Origin of the sequence: Chitinimonas viridis (assembly GCF_030409555.1) — a bacterium.
GTDB lineage: Bacteria > Pseudomonadota > Gammaproteobacteria > Burkholderiales > Chitinimonadaceae > Chitinimonas > Chitinimonas viridis.
In genome coordinates, this window is sequence record NZ_JAUFPU010000018.1 from 741,305 (window position 1) to 757,832 (window position 16,528).

Below are 16,528 nucleotides of genomic sequence, written 5' to 3' on the forward strand. Positions count from 1 at the left end.
ACATAGACCGATTACCGCCTTTGACACGAGGGCATAAAGCGAAACGAAGCTGCTCATGACCGTCCCAAACCACATCCATTTTTGCGCCCTGCACACCCAGCCGAAACCGCTGGTTCTACCCAATGCCTGGGACGCCGCCAGCGCAGCGATATTTCAACGCGCTGGCGCTCCCGCGGTGGCAACCTCCAGTGCGGCATTGGCCTGGTCTCTCGGATATGCAGATGGCAGCACCCTGCCGCGCCACGAGTTGTTGGCGGCCATTGCGCGAATTCAAAGGGTTTTAACAGTCCCGTTGACTGTCGACCTGGAAGATGGCTACAGCAACGACGCAAAGCAAGTGGCTGGTTTGGTCGTCGAGGTGGCGCAGATGGGCGTCACCGGAATTAACTTGGAGGACGGCGCACAACCTTACCACTTGCTGGCCGAGAAAATAGCAGCCTGTCGCCAGGCATTGTGCAAGAGGCCGCTGTTCATCAACGCCAGAACCGACGTCTACTTGCGTGGGTTGGCGACGGGAGCAGAGGCGCTCGAACTCACCTTGATGCGTGCCCAGGAGTATCAAGGAGTTGGGGCCGACGGCTTATTTGTGCCGGGCCTCTCAAGCATCGACGACACCGCATTTATCGCGGCCAGAACGGCATTGCCGGTCAACCTGATGCTGCTGCCAGACATGCCTCCCATCCCGGCGCTGTTTGCGGCAGGTGCGCGCCGTTTCACCGCCGGCCCGGCAAACTTTCTATTAGCCTATGGGCGCACATTCACAACAACTCAGGCCCTACTGGATGCGCACCAGGCGGCTGACTTGTTCGCCGACAGGGCTGTGGAGTATGCGGAGATGAATGCACTATTTTCGTAGCCCCCCAAGGTGTGCCTTGCTGGCGAACTTGGCGTCCCCGCTCTACCACCGCCATGACGTAGCAGCTGCTGGCGTTGTAGCGGGTACACATACGACAACGATCGAGTTTGGAGTCGATTGGCCGCTTCAGGGTGGACGTATGCGTGCTCAAACGCCGTCTCCATAAGAGCGAGGCACAAATTCAGCGACTTCCCGTTTGTACTCGTTTGGTCTCCCCTGGCACCGCTAGCGGTATTTCACAATCTGCTAACTACGCCTCCCAAGGGTTTGGGCGGTTGCCTGGTGTTCCTCGGTGTTTTCGGCAGCTTGCTTTGGTGCGGACTACGACGTATCAACCAAGGCGAACCGACAAGGTAAGCGGACGTTGGTCGGGCGATTTATCGCTTTGCTACCGGCAGCTGGCCTTTCATAAGTCGTACTGCCCGCTGCGGCCAGCTCACCCCGCTTGACGCAGGGTAACGGTGTCGCAGCAAACGACCGTCGTAAGCACTGCTGAGCCAGCCATCACCTAGGGGCAGCACATCGGTAGCAAAGTTGTCGTGCTGCGCTTCTGCTAGCAATCGCCCTTCCGGCCATTGCCAGATACGCACCCGATTATCTTCGCCGCAGCTGGCGAGACTATCAGGCGCAAGCCAGCGCAAACGGCGTATCGACGCACCATGTGCCTGCCAGTACCGCTCGACGGCCCAACCATCGTGATGCTGCTGCCAGACCGTTACGCGGCCATCCATATCACCGGTCACCACGCATCGATCCTGGATTGCGATAGCCCGCAACGGTACCTTGCCCGGCAGCGTGGCAATACAGTGGCACGAGTCGATCTGCCAGAGCTTGACCGTCCCATCCTCCGATGCGCTGGCCAGTTGCTGATCGCCCAGCATGGCCACCTGCCAGACCCAGCCTGCGTGGCCTGTCAGCGTCGCGATGGTAGCGCCCTGTTGCTGCCACAGCTTGATCAGGCCATCTGCAGCACAGCTTGCCAACATGCCATGGGGTAACGCGGTCACGCCAAGAATGGCGGCATCGTGTGCCGTGACGACGTTTTCACATCGGCCACTTGGCCAATGCCACAGCCGCAGGCTTCGATCGCGGGAGACGGAAGCAAGTCGATCTTCGGGCAACGCAGCCAGACCGAGCACAGACTGGCTATGCCCATGCAACTCGCGGATTGCTCGCCCGTGCTCATCCCAAAGCCGGATCACGGTGTCCCTGCCGCCGCTGGCCAGCAAGCCCTGCTCCAGTGCAGCCAAAGACCAGATATAGCCCTGGTGGGCTTGCTCAAACGAAGCGCCGCCGGCTAGCGCAGGCCTTGCACCCAGGCGATAGAGCACGTCGCTGCGCATCACGTGCTTGACCCCGCCAGTAACCTGCGCGCCCGCATGCCAGATCTGGTGGTCGAACAGGATCAGGGTACCAGCCTGTGGCCGTACGCGGCCGATCTCCCTGGCAGGTCTCCCATCAATATCCCCACCCGGCCCCGCTGAAAAGAACACCGTGTCTCCCCCGGCAAAGGCATCGCCATCGGTCAGATAGATCATGAAAGTCAGGCGCGAGCGCAGCAAGGGGCCGTGATGGTAGACGCCATCCTGATGCAGATTGAACGCCTGTCCGGGCAGATAGCGGCAAAACCGGAAGCGTGCATTAATGGATGCCAGCTGCCAATCCTGATGCTGTCCCTCCATAGCCGTCGCCGACAGCGTGGCCGGCGCGTGCTGGCGAAGGCGGGGCAGCAGTTGTTCCGCTAGCGCCATGTCATCCCACACCTGTCGCTCGTTATTGCGATAGGACGGCGGATAGTCGGCGCCAGCATCCACATAACCCCGTGCCTCGCTCTCCGCAATCAACGCCAAGCACTCAGCCTTGGATAGAAAACCCGGCACAACCTTGCAGAAGCCAGCCGATACCGGCAGCGGATGGCAGACAGGGTGCGCAGCGGTCGAAGAGGGGCAATCCAGCAAGGTCGACATAGCGGTTTCTCGGTTTGCAGGCGATAAATTTGGTTGCTTAACCAATTTTCATGCACTCTAATCCCACCGCCGATTTCGTTGCAACTATAATTTGGTTAAACGCCCAAATTAAACACTCCCTACATGCCAAGAAAACCGAATACCGACTGCCGTCGCGCCGAAATCATCACCGCCCTGCAGGCCGTGATCGCCCGGCAGGGCTACGAGAAAGCGTCGATTCAGGCCATTGCCAAGGAAGCCGGTCTGGCGCCTGGCTTGATTCATTACCACTTCAAGAACAAGCAGGAGATCCTGGTCTTATTGGTAAGGAAACTGGCCGACTACGGCCAGCAACGCTTCGAGCAGATTGCGGCACAGGCAGGCAGCCCCGAGGCGCGACTGCATGCTTATCTGGAGGCCCGCTTGGGGCTGGGGGAAGGCGCGGCACCCGATGCCGTGGCCGCCTGGGTCATGATAGGTGCCGAAGCCGTGCGCCAGAAGGAAGTGCGAGATATCTACCAGCAGGCAGTGGCTCAGGAATTACTGCTACTGACCGCCTTGCTGGGAGAATGCCTGATTGCGCAAGGTAGCGACGCGGGTAAGGCGGCAGAACTGGCGGCAGGGTTGCTGGCGATGATGGCTGGCGCCTACCAGCTCTCCAGTTCAGCTGGCAGCGTCATGCCTGTCGGCTATGCTGCCCATGCCGCAAAAACCTATGCCAGGCTATATCTGGATGCAGTGCCAACTGCCTAGCAGCGCTTGTTGACGCTCACCAGCGCCGCTTGGCCAATTCTCAGTTTGTTACCGTGCCGGACAATGTCCACGCAAGCCCTTAAGGTGCTTGATATCCTTAAGCGGTAGCCGCTATCAGAGAACGGGATAGCCCCAGAGGGGAAACACATGGTTTCGAGATGGATGACCAGCGCCGGGCTGGCCCTGATACTGCTGGCAGGTGCGCTCCCCGCCTGTGCCCGCGAACTGCTGGTGGTCGGCACCCAGTTTGGCCGGCTGTTCGAACAAGCCCCCAACGGGGAGTTCGAGGGACTGGCCGTGACACTGGTACGTGAATTTGCCAGGGCCGGTGGCCATACCGTGCGCTTTGATATCTACCCCTGGGCACGCGCGCAGATGATGGTACAGACCGGCAAGGCCGATATGCTGATCGGCCCCTACAAGACACCAGAGCGCGAGCTGCTGTTTGCCTTTTCCGACAAGGCTTTTTACCGCGATGAAATGGTGTTCTATGCGCGTACGGGCAGCAGTACGCGCTGGGATGGCGACTATGCCCAGCTGCGGGGGCTGCGCATTGCCGCCATCCGGGGCTGGGCCTATGGTGCGGGCTTTGAGGCAGCCCGGCTGCAGGCGGACATGACCAACAATCTGCAGAGCGGCATCCTGATGCTGAACGAAAAGCGGGTAGACCTGCTGGCCACCAATCGCCGCAATACCGAAGCCCTGCTGGCCACCATGGCCAACCCGCCGGACATCCAGGCGATCAGCCCGATCATCGAGGTGCTGGATGGCTATTTTGCCTTCCCCAAATCGGCAGAGGCCGGCCCCTTGCGCGCAGAGTTCAATGCCTTCTTCAACGGCCTGATACGCAAGGGTGAGCTGGCCAGGCTGGCCCGTCAGCATGGTGTGACCATACCCTGAGGTTCGTTGTCTGCGGCGACTTGTAAATCGCAGGCTGGCCGACGATAAAGAAGGCCAAACACAGGAGAGCGCCATGAATCGAAAAGGGAGCGGTGACCAGCAACCGTTCTTTGCACCTATCCCGGTTCCGCCAGTGCGCCCTGCTGTGCGACGCCCGCTCAACCCGGACGCGATTCCTTATGTGCCGCTGGCGCAGCGGCAAAGCCGTGCCTATATGTACACGCCGTTCGCCAATGAGGACAGCCTCAAGAGCGCACTGGGCGAGAACATGGTGCGCATACGCAAGGGCAAGCAGGCGCATGGCGTGCTGGCCCCTAGCCACAAGATGGCCGATAACCTGGAAGCCATCAGGCAGCAGCGCCTGCAGGAATGGGGTGGTGCCATACACCAGGCCAACCAGACACTGAACAGCCACGCACAGCGCGGCCGGGAACAGGATGCCTTGCTGCTTGATCGCATCAAGCGCATTACCGACCACAACAGGGGTAGCCCCTTGGCCAACATGAAGCTGAAGGCCTCGCAGATCAAGAAGCAGCAGTTTGCGCTGGATACTCTGAAAACCGAAAAGATCATGGCGCAGAGCGACCTGGGCCTGCACCAGGAGCGCTTTGCCGCGCTACAGCAGACCCGCATACTCAATACCTCGGCCCACCTGTATCCACAGCTGTTCCCCGACCCGCCACTGCAACACCTGGCACACAAGGACAAACTATATGTGCTGGGACACGGCGCCCCAGATAGCAGCAAGCTCTATGCGACACAGGACGGCAAGCAGTCGTTGGACGTGCCAGCCCTGCGCGAGCACCTGAAACAGGCCGGGTTGCCCAAGAACTTTGTTGATCTGCGGCTGACTGCTTGCCAGGGCGTGCCGCCAGTCGAAAACTCGCAGCAACGTAAAGCATCGCTGAAGTCCAATTACCTGGTGCCTACCCTGTACCAGGCCATCAAGGAGGACTTCCCCCGCATTCGGGTGACCGGCTATGCCGGTAATGGCGTCACCTTTCCCTTCAACTCGGACCACCATCTGCGGTCGGCGCCGAACAATGATCTGATACGGGGACGACGCAAGGAACTGGCCGTTCGCTATCCACGCTGACGCAGCGCTACGGGCACCTACTTGAAATGCTGCATTTCCGCCTTGTACTCGGGCGACTCCCGGACGGCGGCGACACTGTCCCAGATTTTCTGTGCGTAAGCCGGGTACTTGCCCACAAACGGTTTGGACAGCATCAGGAAGTAAGGCTTGGATACCAGGGGTGGCTCCACCCGCTCTATCCTGGCCCGGAACTCCGGCCGGCTCTCGATACTGGTATCCCCCCGCTGGGTTTGCAGGGCCACGCCGGATACCCGTCCCAGCAACAGCTTCTGGAAGTTCTCGTCGGTACTGCGCACGCCTTCATCCAGCTTCAGGCCCATGGCGGTCAGTTGGGCAACGATCGAGAAACCCGGCTGTACGCCTATAGGCAGGCTGGCATGGCGTATGGTGGTGCCATCCCAATCCAGCTTGCTACCCTTGAGGCGGTAAAGGCTATAGCTCTCGTCCAACATACGCTTGGTGGGGTCGGGCTTGTCACCCGACATGGGGTAGACACCCAGCTCCATCCGGTCGCGTGCAAAGCTGATCTTGAACAAGCCATCCATCTCCCCCGCACCAACCAGGGCCATGCAGCGCTTCCAGGGCAGGGGCGTAATGCGTATGGGCAGTGACAGCTGCTTCTCGACCATGCGCATCATGATGATATTGAGGCCAGGGCGGTCTTTCATCACCCAGGGATAGGCGTCTTCCTCTTCTGAACACAGATGCAACTGAGCGGGTCGCTCTGCTGCCCAGGCCTGCAGGGGCAGCAAGAGCAAGGCGGTGAGGGCAAGCAAACAAGACAGCTGTAGTCGCATGATGCACTCCCGGGACGACGCACGGGCACGCGGAGACATGCCCTTATCCCATCAGGGTAGCAGCCGGCGGGCGCATTGCCAGCGTAGCGCCAGCGTAGCGCCAGCTTTGCACCATTGCGCCTCGACGCCTACGCGGCACGGGCAAACGGGTATTTTTCTACCCGTCCCTGGGTAATAAACCACCCGGCATTGCCAAGCTGGCCCCTGGCAAACCCAGGGCGCCTCCCGATGGCCCAGCTTGGCTGGACACGGTTTCGGGCCTACCCCGCCCAGCCGGCCACCCCATGGTGCAGGATTTGCTAAGGCAAAGCGCATACAGGCCAAACCAAGGAAGCACCACGATGAGCTCGCGCGACGGCAAGGGTAAGGGAAAAAGGACGCTCGCCACTTTCGCATCAAGCAGCACAGTCAAGCCGGCACCCAAGGCCAAAAAACCCAAGCCAGCGGAACTGCCCGACCTGAACGTCCCCCATACCTACACCCGGCAGTCCAGCACCACCGTAGGCCCCTCCCACCCACTTGTCCCCAAGGTGGGCAAGCCATTCCACGATGCGATAGGCACCCTCCGTGATGGCGGCGACCAGATCGTCAAGACCCAATTCAACCTGAAGGTAAAACGTGGTACCGACAAGTCAGTGAGCGTGCCTGTCGAGGGGGAATTCAGCGTGATAGGCCAGGGCACCGGCCTGGTACAAGGCTCGCTGCATACCCCCAACCTGACCGCCTATTGGGGCTCCAGCGAGGATCACAGCGTACTGCCGGCCGATCTCAGCCTACAGCGTGCCCGGCTGGAGGGCCGCGCCATCAAGCAACTGACGGAGACCGGCTACCAGGCCGATGCCAAGAAATCACAGCTGGATGAGCTGACGCTGAACAAGGATGGCAGCTTCCCCAAAAAAACCACGCTAGGCGGCATCGCGCTGGGTTCTCACCTAGAGGACATTACCGCGTTCAGGGCGGTCAGCCTGCAGGATGTCGGTTCCGCCATACGGGCCAAAACCATGGCCACCAAATGGCAGATACTGGCCAGCGGCAACGAGGACGCTGGCCAGGGTTTCCGTAACGATCTGCTGACAGCGTTACCACAGCTGGGCAATGACAGCATAAAGGCAGCAGGCCTGAAAAAGACCGGTATCGCAGCGGTCAAGGCGCACTGGGATGCTGGCGGCACGGCGTTCAGTAAACGGAAGCAGACCAAGCATATCCAGGCCTATCACCAGGAGGCCCATCAGGCTGCCAGTGATCTCTTCGTGAAGAAGCTCAAGGATGTCCGGGCAAGCGGGGACTTTGCCCAGGCCGGCAAGTGGTGGACCAAGAAGAGCGCGAAGCTGCAGTCCATCTTTACCGATCTGGAATCGCCGGACGAAGCGACCCGCAAGGACGCAGCAGAACGCTACCAGGCCATAGGCACCAAATACGTGCAGCGCAAGTTCGATAGGCATGGCATCAAGCGCAGCTAGCCGACCAGAACTGCCCCACACTCACAATGGAACTCCAGAAACCTCGCTATCCAAGCAACGCATCATTGCGACGAAGACGAGATTTCTGGAATGTAGGCCATTTAGCGTCGCTAACAAAACCCGTCGTAACGGTTCTGGCTAACGGCGCCTATTCGACACGCTGCCAGCTGCCGGTCACGGTATCCACATTGTATTTCCAGCTGAGTTGCCGACCACAATGAGAGGTTCGCTTGTAGAAATGCTGCTGGTCAACTGCAACACCATCCACCAGCAAAGTCACTTTCAATGATGTAGAGAAGCAATCATTATTACCCAGCCTGATGCCAATTTCGTTTTGCCCAAGACGTAGCCTTTGGGCATTGACAAAGGGTAGCTGAACTGCCTTGTCCTTGAAGTTGAAAACATCGACGCCGTTGACTGACACCTCAATCCGGTCGTTGATATCGCTAAAGTCAATGGCAAAGCGATGCGGCACCGTGCCCGCAGCTTTGTAGTTCAGGGCAATGACATTTTCAATCAGATTCAGGTCGGGATAGTCAGCCATGACCAAACCAACACGATGGTGGGTATTGGGAGCAAGCGCCAGCTCTTTGAAATATTTATTTGCCTGTACATTCACATGCCGGGCAATATTTTCTGGATTAAAATCCATACCTATCGCCCAGGCGGTAGTCGGTGCACCACTGATGCCGTGAAACTGTATGACATTGCTGGCTGATAGGCTGGGGTTGGAAATCTTGTTAAAGACCTCCTTCTTTTTCTGCCAGTACTCTTCGCGCGCACCTGGATTGGGTACGGTGTAAAGGTTGTCCGTATTGATATAGTTGGCAAAGCGTGTACGCCACTCGTAACTATTTGGGCCTGGCAGGCCAAACCAACCTCTTGCCGATTCCTCATTGAAATCTTGCATGACCACAATCTTGCCACGCACATCCTTCAGGCTGGGCAGCTCTGGCAGGTTCTTGTTCTGCCCGCTAGGAAAGATATCTCCACTACCCTGGGGGTAGCTGGCATTACGATTGGGGGTGCTACCTTTCCAGAAATAAGGGTAATAACGTGCATTCCGCCAGTAGGTTTCATAAAACGCTTCAGTAAAATCCCTGTCCGCGGGCGTATTGCCTGTGGGCGAACCATCCGAACCATTGCCATTGGGATTGTTCATCACCATAAAGATGGTTTCACCACGATTCCTGCTCAAGAAATCGGTGGTGGCATCCAGGATTTCACTCAAATCCTTATTCAGATCATACCGACCATGGCGCAAGGCGCAGCGATTGTTCTTATGCTGGCAGCGTATATCAAACGCCCTGACACCCGCTTGTAATTGGCGCTGGATATCCATGCTCTGGGTCTTGGCGATATGAATCCAATTGAAGTCGATCACATCCCAGGTTGGCGTGTCATGCGTACCCAGTACCGATAATTGGCTGATGGGCGTAGCATCTGGCAAACGCGACATCCAGTCTGGATTATTGCGATTGACCCCGCCATTGGATTTGTCTGAGAACCCTTCCGCCGACAATACCGGTGCGGACATTGTTAAAGATAATGCAGCCACCATGACCAGGGGCAAACGTTGGAATGTGCTGGTGTACTTCTCTTTTTGCATATCGTTTCTTTACATAGATATATGGGCCTTTATTTTATTCAGCATTCAATCAGCCGGGCACTAGCAGTGTTTTGCTTGCGCGCCATGGTAATAGATGCCCGTCATCAACACCGCTGTTGCTGGCGCTTCCAGAAACCCACCTTGCGTTGCAGTACGCCGAGACTCACCAGGCTCAGTCATGCCCCAGCACCAGAAAACCCGCCTGCAGCCAACCGCGTAGCCAGATGGGGGCCAGGCTGTGGATCGCCTCACCAAGCTGGTCGGCCGTCGCCGCCAGCGCTTGCGCCAGCGTGCCATCAGCCTGTGCCAACCGGCTCAGCAGTGCGTACTGGGCTGGCTGCAGGCTAAAGATGCCCAGCCGGTAATGGGTACGCACCAGGGCCAGGTAAACCTGCTGTGCCAAGGGGAAAACAGGGTCATGTCCATCGGCTACCTGCTGGTAGTAAGCACCGACCGGAAATCGGTACTGCCGCAAAGCCAGGCAGGGCTGCAGCCGCAGCGCGGGGTGATCCTGCTGCGCCAGCGTTGCATAGCCCTGCTCCTCGGCGCCGGGGGCATCGAACAGGCTGTATAGCGTCCACTCGAAATCCGCCAGGTCCACCATGAAGTCTATCCAGGCTTCTGGTTGGGCGGCGTGGGCATCGGGCCGGTTCTGCTGCAGGTAGTCGGCAAACCCTGCCCCCAGGTGGGCCAAGGTAGGGCTGCAGGAAGGGTGGGCACGCAGGTACTCGCAGGCGAAGTCGCGGAACAGCTCTGACCCCAGTGCGTGGGCCAGTGCCTTGAACTGGCCCTGCATGCACTGCAGCAGGCGCGCAAAGTAGGCGCGCTGGTAGATGGCCAGGTGCTGTGCCGGGTCCAGCAGGCCGGTGGCCGCGATATAGCGTTCTATCAAGCCGTGATCCGGCCCCTCGGCTTGTTGCAGCAAGGCGGACTGCATGAATTGCTGCAGTTGGGCCAACGCCAGCGGCGCCACGTCGGCGCGACCATCACGCATCCTGGCGCTCCTGCTCCGTCATCGCCATCTGTCGTGCTTCTGCCATCAGGGGCGCAACCATGAAATCCACTGGGGTGGAAACCGCTTCTGCGGCATCCACCCTGCCCACATCGGCCGCCGCCCAGTGGTTGACCTGCTGCCCCTGCATGAAGCCTTTGGCCTTGTGCAGCTCGGCCAGGCAGGTATCGAAATCCGGGATATTGCCGTCCCACTCCAGCAGGATGGCCGCCGCCGGGCTGCGCCGCCAGACCTGCTGGAACAACTGCCAGACGGCGGCCGCCACCGGGCGGTCATGGGTGTCGATGATATGGCTGCCGCAGTGCTGATGCCCTGCGAGATGCAGCTGCACGATGGCCTCGTGCGGGAGGGCCTTTAGGTAGTCTTGTGGGTCCTGCCCGGCGTTGTAACAGCTGACATAGCAGTTGTTGACATCGAACAGCAGCCTGCAGCCTGTCTGGACCACCAACTCGGCCAGGAAGGCCGGTTCGGTCCAGCTTGATTGCGTATAGCTCAGGTAGCTGCTGGGGTTCTCCAGCACCAGCGGTCGCTCCAGCACCGCCTGGACTATGCGTATGCGCTCGGCCACATGCTGCAGGGTCTCGTCGGTCAGGGGCAGGGGCAGCAGATCGTGGGTGTGTTTGCCCTGTATCCCGGTCCAGCACAGGTGGTCGCTGATCCACTTCGGCTGTATCTCATCGGCCAGGGCTTTCAAGGCCTGCAGGTAGCGGAAATCCAGCGGATCGCTGCTGCCTATCGACATGGACACCCCATGCATGACCAGCGGGTAGCGCTCGGCCACCTGCCGCAGCACCTGGCGCGGCCGGCCGGCCGAGAACATGAAGTTCTCCGAGATCACCTCGAACCAATCCACAGCGGGCCAATGCTTGAGGATGTGCTCGACATGGACATGGCGCAGGCCCAGGCCCAAGCCCAGCCGTGGCCAGTTGTCGCCAGGATGTGGGGCGTGCATGCTCAGATGCAGCTACCGCCGCCGCTCATGCCACTGGCGCCGCAGGCGACGTAATCGGGATCGAAATTGGCATCCAGCCAGGCGGCCGTGGGGCCTACTGGCGATGGCGAGGGCAGCACCTGGCGCTTGGCATCCTTCATGCGCTGCTCGAACAGGGCGCGGGCGCGCAGCCATACGCTCTGGCCCTGGTTGGGGCCATTGGTGGAGAAGCGCTCGGCATTGATGGGCACGGCGCAGGACCCCAGCCAGGCACAGGGATTCTCGCCGGGGTGGTTCTGCTCTTCGCCCGTGCCATAGAGGCCGCAGCCACCCTGGCCTCGGCAGTTGTTGAGGGTGTGGCAGGAGTGGGCGGCGGCAGTGGCGCAAACACCGCTGCCGGCGCAGCTATTGGTACCCAGCCTGTCATGTCCTTTGCAGGCATTGAGGCCCATGCAGGCATGCAGTTCACGGGGCTGCTTGATCACGGGTGAAGTCATGGCATCTCTCGCTACGCATAGGATGGCGGTCGGCAAACCCGCCATCGGTCGTTGAACACAGGCATCAACAGGCCAAGCTGCTGCCTAGAAACGCACGATGCCGTCCGGCCCGACATTCACGTCGGGCAGGTCGCGTATGCGCCCCAGGATATTGCTGTCCAGCCCCAGGCTGGCGGGTACGGCCAGGCACAGGTCTATCAGCTCCTGCTTGGCGGTGGCCAAGCTGTTGAACTGATAGTTCTCGAAGGTCGGGGCCAGCACCTGGCCCGCCTGGTTGTTCAGGTACTGGTAGCGCATGCCCCCCAGTATCTTGTCGAGTATGAAGATCATGCCCTTGTGCATGCCCACGTAGAACAGCGATTCCTGCGCTTCGCCATCCAAGCGGTAGGCGGTTTCAGTCAGCAGGAACAAATAGGAGTACACAGCATTGGCCAGATCGACCAGGGGCAGGAAAGGGGCGGGATAGCCGGCACGGGTGGGGTTGACCGGAAAGGGCTGGATGATGAGGCTGAGGTCGCTGGCGCTGAAGCTGTTGATCTCCTGCCGCAATGCATCGTACTTGTACCAGTGCGATACCTCGTTGCGCTCGGGGTCGTCGCGCTTGTGGCTGGGGTCGTTGGTATAGCCCTCGCCCTGCAGCATGATGGCGTGGATGGCCATCTTGGCATCGTGCTTGCAGCGTATGCGCCGCAGGTGGCCGCTATCCTTGTTATTGGGATACTGGGCCTGCTCTGCCCCGCGCTTGACCGGATTGAACGGGTCTTCCGGCTGCTGGATGTAATAGGCGTCCTTGGGGTAGACGGTGTCGACATTGTTGGGCGAGTAATAGCCCCGGTGCGCTGCCAGTTGCTCATCGCCATGGCCATAGTCCTCGTCGCTGGTCTGGTCTAGCAGTTCGACGATATAGCGATAGAACTGGCCGATGGAATCCCAGTTGTCGCTCTGCGGCGGCGCGCCCTCGGCCTCGGGTACCTCGATGACCTTGAACTGGTCGAGCTGGTGCGCCGACAAGGGCTCCAAGCCCACGGCAAAGCCGGCCTTGTGGTGAGGCAGATTGGTCGGGTAGGCGCCGGGCGAGCGGCAGTACAGCTTGGGCTCGCCGCCCAGGCTACGCAGGATATTGCAGCTCAGCGACATATGCAGCATCTCTTCCACCGCCACACTCATCAGCAGACCGCCCGCCTTGTTGGCGAAGGTGGCCAGCGCCCGTCCATTGGGCAGGCTATCGGTATCCTGCGGCTGACGCTGTATGGAATAGTAGGTGTAGAGATAGATCGGGATGGTGGACAGCTCGATCTCGATGGCAGTCTGCAGATGCGTGTACAGCGCCTTGCGCAGTTCGGGGCTCATCATGGCCTTGCATTCCCAAGCGGAGATTCATCGGAAAACCGGCCCCGGCAAGGCGCACTCAGCCCATGCTGTCCATTGCAGCAACACAGCCGGGTCTGTGTTGCCTGCTGGAGCATAGAAAACAGCAAACCGGAAAAAATCATCCATATGGGGGAAGCGGCAAGCGGCGTGGTGCATGAAACTAGGCGGCGTGCATCAGCTACACGCGCCGCCTTTCATTCACGGCGCTAAGAGCGGCTAACAAAACCCAGCGTAGCGGTTCTGGCTAGGCGCGCGCCGCAGACAGTACGTGGGTACGGCAAGCTCGCACAACAACGCCAGAAGGGTTTTGTTAGCGGCTCTAAGCTGCTAAGACTGCTAATCACGGCCGCCAGTGCAGCGGCCCAACATCGATCGTATCCAGGAGACAGGAAAACATGGCCCGCAAAACCGCCGCTGGCAAAGCCCAGCCCGCCAGCCCCAAGAGCACCGAGATAGACCGTATCAAGCGCTTTATCCGGGCCAAGGGCGAACAGATGCTGGAGCACCGCAATGTCACCAGCCTCGGCATAGGCTACAAGGAAGAGGCCGGCAAACCAGGCAAGACATTGGCCCTGCAGTTCACCGTCGAGCGCAAGGTGGCGCTGGAATCGCTGGAGGCAGTGCATGGCGCGCCCATACCTGCCAGCTATGAGTTCGAGGGCATGGCCATCCCCACCGATGTGATACAGCGTAGCTACAAGCCCTCTTATATCCAGGTGGCACTGGAGGCCAAGTCGCCGCGCAAGTCGCGCTTGGATCCGGTACTGGGCGGCATCAGCATCTCCCATATCGAACTTAGCGCCGGCACCTTGGGCGCCGTAGTGCAGGATGCCGCCAGCGGGGAGGTGCTGCTGCTGTCGAACTGGCATGTGCTTTGCGGCGCCAACGGCAAGGAAGGCGACACCATCGTCCAGCCCGGCCCCTTTGACGACAGCCAGGTGCAGCGCAACAAGCTGGGCGTGCTCAGGCGCTCGCACCTGGGCCTAGCTGGCGATTGTGCCGTGGCCTCGCTGGCCGGCCGCAAGGTCGACACCACGGTGCTGGAGCTGGGCGTGGCCATAGAGAGCGTGGGCAAGCCCGAGCTGGGCGACCTGGTGGTCAAGTCGGGGCGTACCACGGGGGTGACCTATGGCGAGGTGACCCGCATCGAAACCCTGGTCAAGATGCCCTATGAGGGGATGGGCATCGTCAATATCTCCGGCTTCGAGATCGGCCCGTCTGCCGACCATCCGGCCGACGGTGACGAAATATCCAAGGGGGGTGACTCGGGCGCCGCCTGGCTGGCCGCCAACCCCAAGACCGGCAAGCCGACCTCGGTCATGCTGGGCCTGCATTTTGGCGGCGACGTGCAGGGCAGCGATGGCGAGTTCGCCTTGGCCTGTAGTGCCCCGGCCGTGTTCCAGAAACTGGAGATCACACCGCTGGACAAGACCGTCCGCACCAAGCCGGGCAAGCCACCCAAGGCCGGCAAGTCCTTGTTGCAGACCGGCTTTCAGACGGGGTTCCTGGACTTCGAGGTTGCCCTGCCCACCTTCAGCGGCAAGCTGGCCAAAGACCTGATCGGGCTGGATGACACTGACCGCATCGACTACTGCCACTACAGTGTGTGGCTGTCCAAATCGCGCAAGCTGGCCCGCTGCGTGGCCTGGAATATCGACGGCAACAGCAAGAAATCACTGAGCCGCAAAGGCATCGCCTTTAGCAAGGACACCCGTGGCGAGCTGGAGGACTATCAACTGGGGGACGAGCTCTATGCCAGCAACGACCTGGACCGGGGCCATGTGGCCCGCCGCGACGACCTGGTCTGGGGTGATATGGCGGAAGCCCAGCAGGCCAATATCGACAGCTTCTACTTCAGCAATATGACCCCCCAGCACAAGGCCTTCAACCAGGCTTCGCTCAAGGGCAAGTGGGGCGAACTGGAAGACGCCATTCTGGACGAGGTGGTGGTCAAGGACCTGAAGGTCAGCCTCTGGGGTGGCCCGATACTGGATGAAGACGACCGCCCCTATCGCGGCACCCAGCTACCCGACGAATTCTGGAAGGTAGTGTTCTTTACCGACGACGCCGACGGCAGCCACAAGGCCAGGGCCTTTATCCTCAGCCAGAAGGATCTGCTGGGCAAGCTCAAGCCCGAGGCCCTAGAGCTGGAGATGTTCCGCTGGTACCAGGTGCCCCTGGCCACGGTGGAGGCCCGTTGTGGTTTCAAGTTTGACGCCGCTATCAAGCGCTACGACGCCGCCACGACGCAAGGTCTGGGCAGCACCGGCGCCAGGCTGGTGGAGCCAGGCCGCTTCTTTGAAATCTGATGCAGCACTGAGTGCCTGAAGGCAGCTGCCGGACGCTCGCCCCAAAACCAGACAAGGCAGGCGCAAAGTTGCCTATAGCCTGTCTGGTCGGGGGACGCCGGCCAGTTAGCTCTCGGGCCGCCCCACGATAGCCTGGGCCCCTGGCAACTTGTCGGGCCGCCTGCTGTGCCCGGTTGGACAACGCGCCTGCAGCAAGCCATAGCACTCGCAGGCGTAGGCCTCCAGGCCCTCGGTATCGAGCAGTGCGACGTGTCCACGGGAGTAGCCGATCAGCCCAGCATCCTGCAGCTTGGCTGCCGCCGCCGACACACCTACCCGGCGGACGCCCAGAATGCGGGCCAGGAAGGCCTGGGTCATATAGAAGCGCTCAGTCTCTGCGCGGTCACGCGTTGTCAGCAGCCACCGCGCCAGGCGGGCTTCAACCGTATGGAAGCGATTGCAGATAACCGCCTGTGCCATCTGTCCCATCAACGCATCATTGAACTGCAGTAGTTCTGGATTCCATGAGCCATGCGACTTGAATTCCTTGCGCATGCGGGCAGCCGGTATGCGCGCCGCCATGCCAGCAACCTGCACCACGGCATGGAACTGCGACACCGCATCGCCCAGCGCAGCGGCGCCACCGATCACGCCTTCACGGCCAACAGCGGCGACTTCAACTGTGCGCAACGGCCCCAGCGTGCCCAGTAGGGACACCACGCTGCCGTAGGGAAAATATACCTGGGCGATCTCGGTGCCAGGCTCATACAGCACCTGTCCATACGCCAGCGAAACGGGTTCGAGGTGTGCGGAGAGCCGAAGAATGTTAGGCGGGGGTAGGCTATCGAGCAGCCAATTTTGTGTGGGAGTAGGGAGTGTGTGCTGCATGACTTTGCGGGTGGGAATTGTTGCCCCGCTCTATCGAACCTGACCAGGCTTGAACGTGGATGTTGATCAAGTATAGGTCACCACACAAAATCAATGCAAATCAATAGCTTATGTTCCATAACGA

The 16,528-nt window shown here is 60.2% G+C and carries 14 protein-coding genes; 6 read left to right on the plus strand and 8 right to left on the minus strand.

Translation table 11 applies throughout. The features are described 5' to 3' along the window. Positions 1 to 55: 55 nt before the first annotated feature. Positions 56 to 856 (plus strand): isocitrate lyase/PEP mutase family protein, encoded by an 801-nt coding sequence (locus QWZ03_RS16375; protein WP_290333700.1) that lies wholly within the window; start codon positions 56 to 58, stop codon positions 854 to 856. Positions 857 to 1,233: 377 nt separating this feature from the next. On the opposite strand, the gene QWZ03_RS16380 is transcribed toward QWZ03_RS16375, so the two are convergent. Further along, on the minus strand, positions 1,234 to 2,823 hold the full coding sequence (locus QWZ03_RS16380) for a 2OG-Fe(II) oxygenase (RefSeq protein ID WP_290333702.1): 1,590 nt from the start codon (positions 2,821 to 2,823) through the stop codon (positions 1,234 to 1,236). A 123-nt stretch (positions 2,824 to 2,946) separates the two neighbouring features. Between QWZ03_RS16380 and QWZ03_RS16385 the strand changes: the two genes are divergently transcribed. The 3 genes from QWZ03_RS16385 to QWZ03_RS16395 all read left to right on the plus strand — a co-directional run bounded on the left by QWZ03_RS16385 (position 2,947) and on the right by QWZ03_RS16395 (position 5,551). Continuing rightward, positions 2,947 to 3,555 (plus strand): TetR/AcrR family transcriptional regulator, encoded by a 609-nt coding sequence (locus tag QWZ03_RS16385; RefSeq protein ID WP_290333703.1) that lies wholly within the window; start codon positions 2,947 to 2,949, stop codon positions 3,553 to 3,555. A gap of 147 nt (positions 3,556 to 3,702) precedes the next feature. Next, a complete protein-coding gene (locus tag QWZ03_RS16390; protein ID WP_290333704.1) occupies positions 3,703 to 4,455 on the plus strand; it encodes a substrate-binding periplasmic protein in 753 nt (250 codons plus the stop codon). A 73-nt stretch (positions 4,456 to 4,528) separates the two neighbouring features. Continuing rightward, positions 4,529 to 5,551 (plus strand): hypothetical protein, encoded by a 1,023-nt coding sequence (locus QWZ03_RS16395; RefSeq protein ID WP_290333705.1) that lies wholly within the window; start codon positions 4,529 to 4,531, stop codon positions 5,549 to 5,551. Positions 5,552 to 5,568: 17 nt separating this feature from the next. On the opposite strand, the gene QWZ03_RS16400 is transcribed toward QWZ03_RS16395, so the two are convergent. Next, positions 5,569 to 6,348, minus strand: a complete 780-nt coding sequence (locus QWZ03_RS16400) for a substrate-binding periplasmic protein (RefSeq protein WP_290333706.1) — start codon at positions 6,346 to 6,348, stop codon at positions 5,569 to 5,571. Positions 6,349 to 6,689: 341 nt separating this feature from the next. Here QWZ03_RS16400 and QWZ03_RS16405 point away from each other — a divergent pair, with 341 nt between their 5' ends. Continuing rightward, positions 6,690 to 7,808 carry a hypothetical protein gene (locus tag QWZ03_RS16405; RefSeq protein WP_290333707.1) on the plus strand — a complete coding sequence of 373 codons (1,119 nt, stop codon included), beginning with the start codon at positions 6,690 to 6,692 and terminating at the stop codon, positions 7,806 to 7,808. Between the two features lie 148 nt (positions 7,809 to 7,956). Here QWZ03_RS16405 and QWZ03_RS16410 read toward each other — a convergent pair whose 3' ends face one another. The 5 genes from QWZ03_RS16410 to QWZ03_RS16430 all read right to left on the minus strand — a co-directional run bounded on the left by QWZ03_RS16410 (position 7,957) and on the right by QWZ03_RS16430 (position 13,210). Then, on the minus strand, positions 7,957 to 9,417 hold the full coding sequence (locus QWZ03_RS16410) for a phosphatidylinositol-specific phospholipase C domain-containing protein (protein ID WP_290333708.1): 1,461 nt from the start codon (positions 9,415 to 9,417) through the stop codon (positions 7,957 to 7,959). A 172-nt stretch (positions 9,418 to 9,589) separates the two neighbouring features. Continuing rightward, complete coding sequence (locus tag QWZ03_RS16415) at positions 9,590 to 10,411, minus strand: HvfC/BufC family peptide modification chaperone (RefSeq protein WP_290333709.1); 822 nt, start codon at positions 10,409 to 10,411, stop codon at positions 9,590 to 9,592. Further along, a complete protein-coding gene (gene bufB / locus QWZ03_RS16420; RefSeq protein ID WP_290333710.1) occupies positions 10,404 to 11,381 on the minus strand; it encodes an MNIO family bufferin maturase in 978 nt (325 codons plus the stop codon). Before bufB ends, QWZ03_RS16415 begins: the two co-directional genes overlap by 8 nt. Positions 11,382 to 11,383: 2 nt before the next feature. After that, a complete protein-coding gene (locus QWZ03_RS16425; RefSeq protein ID WP_284195364.1) occupies positions 11,384 to 11,857 on the minus strand; it encodes a hypothetical protein in 474 nt (157 codons plus the stop codon). 84 nt (positions 11,858 to 11,941) lie between these two features. Next, positions 11,942 to 13,210: a ferritin-like domain-containing protein gene (locus QWZ03_RS16430; RefSeq protein WP_290333711.1), complete on the minus strand. Its 1,269-nt coding sequence runs from the start codon at positions 13,208 to 13,210 to the stop codon at positions 11,942 to 11,944. A gap of 413 nt (positions 13,211 to 13,623) precedes the next feature. Between QWZ03_RS16430 and QWZ03_RS16435 the strand changes: the two genes are divergently transcribed. Continuing rightward, positions 13,624 to 15,537: a DNA/RNA non-specific endonuclease gene (locus tag QWZ03_RS16435; RefSeq protein ID WP_290333712.1), complete on the plus strand. Its 1,914-nt coding sequence runs from the start codon at positions 13,624 to 13,626 to the stop codon at positions 15,535 to 15,537. A 105-nt stretch (positions 15,538 to 15,642) separates the two neighbouring features. On the opposite strand, the gene QWZ03_RS16440 is transcribed toward QWZ03_RS16435, so the two are convergent. Beyond that, positions 15,643 to 16,290 carry a Crp/Fnr family transcriptional regulator gene (locus QWZ03_RS16440; RefSeq protein WP_290333713.1) on the minus strand — a complete coding sequence of 216 codons (648 nt, stop codon included), beginning with the start codon at positions 16,288 to 16,290 and terminating at the stop codon, positions 15,643 to 15,645. Positions 16,291 to 16,528: the final 238 nt, after the last annotated feature.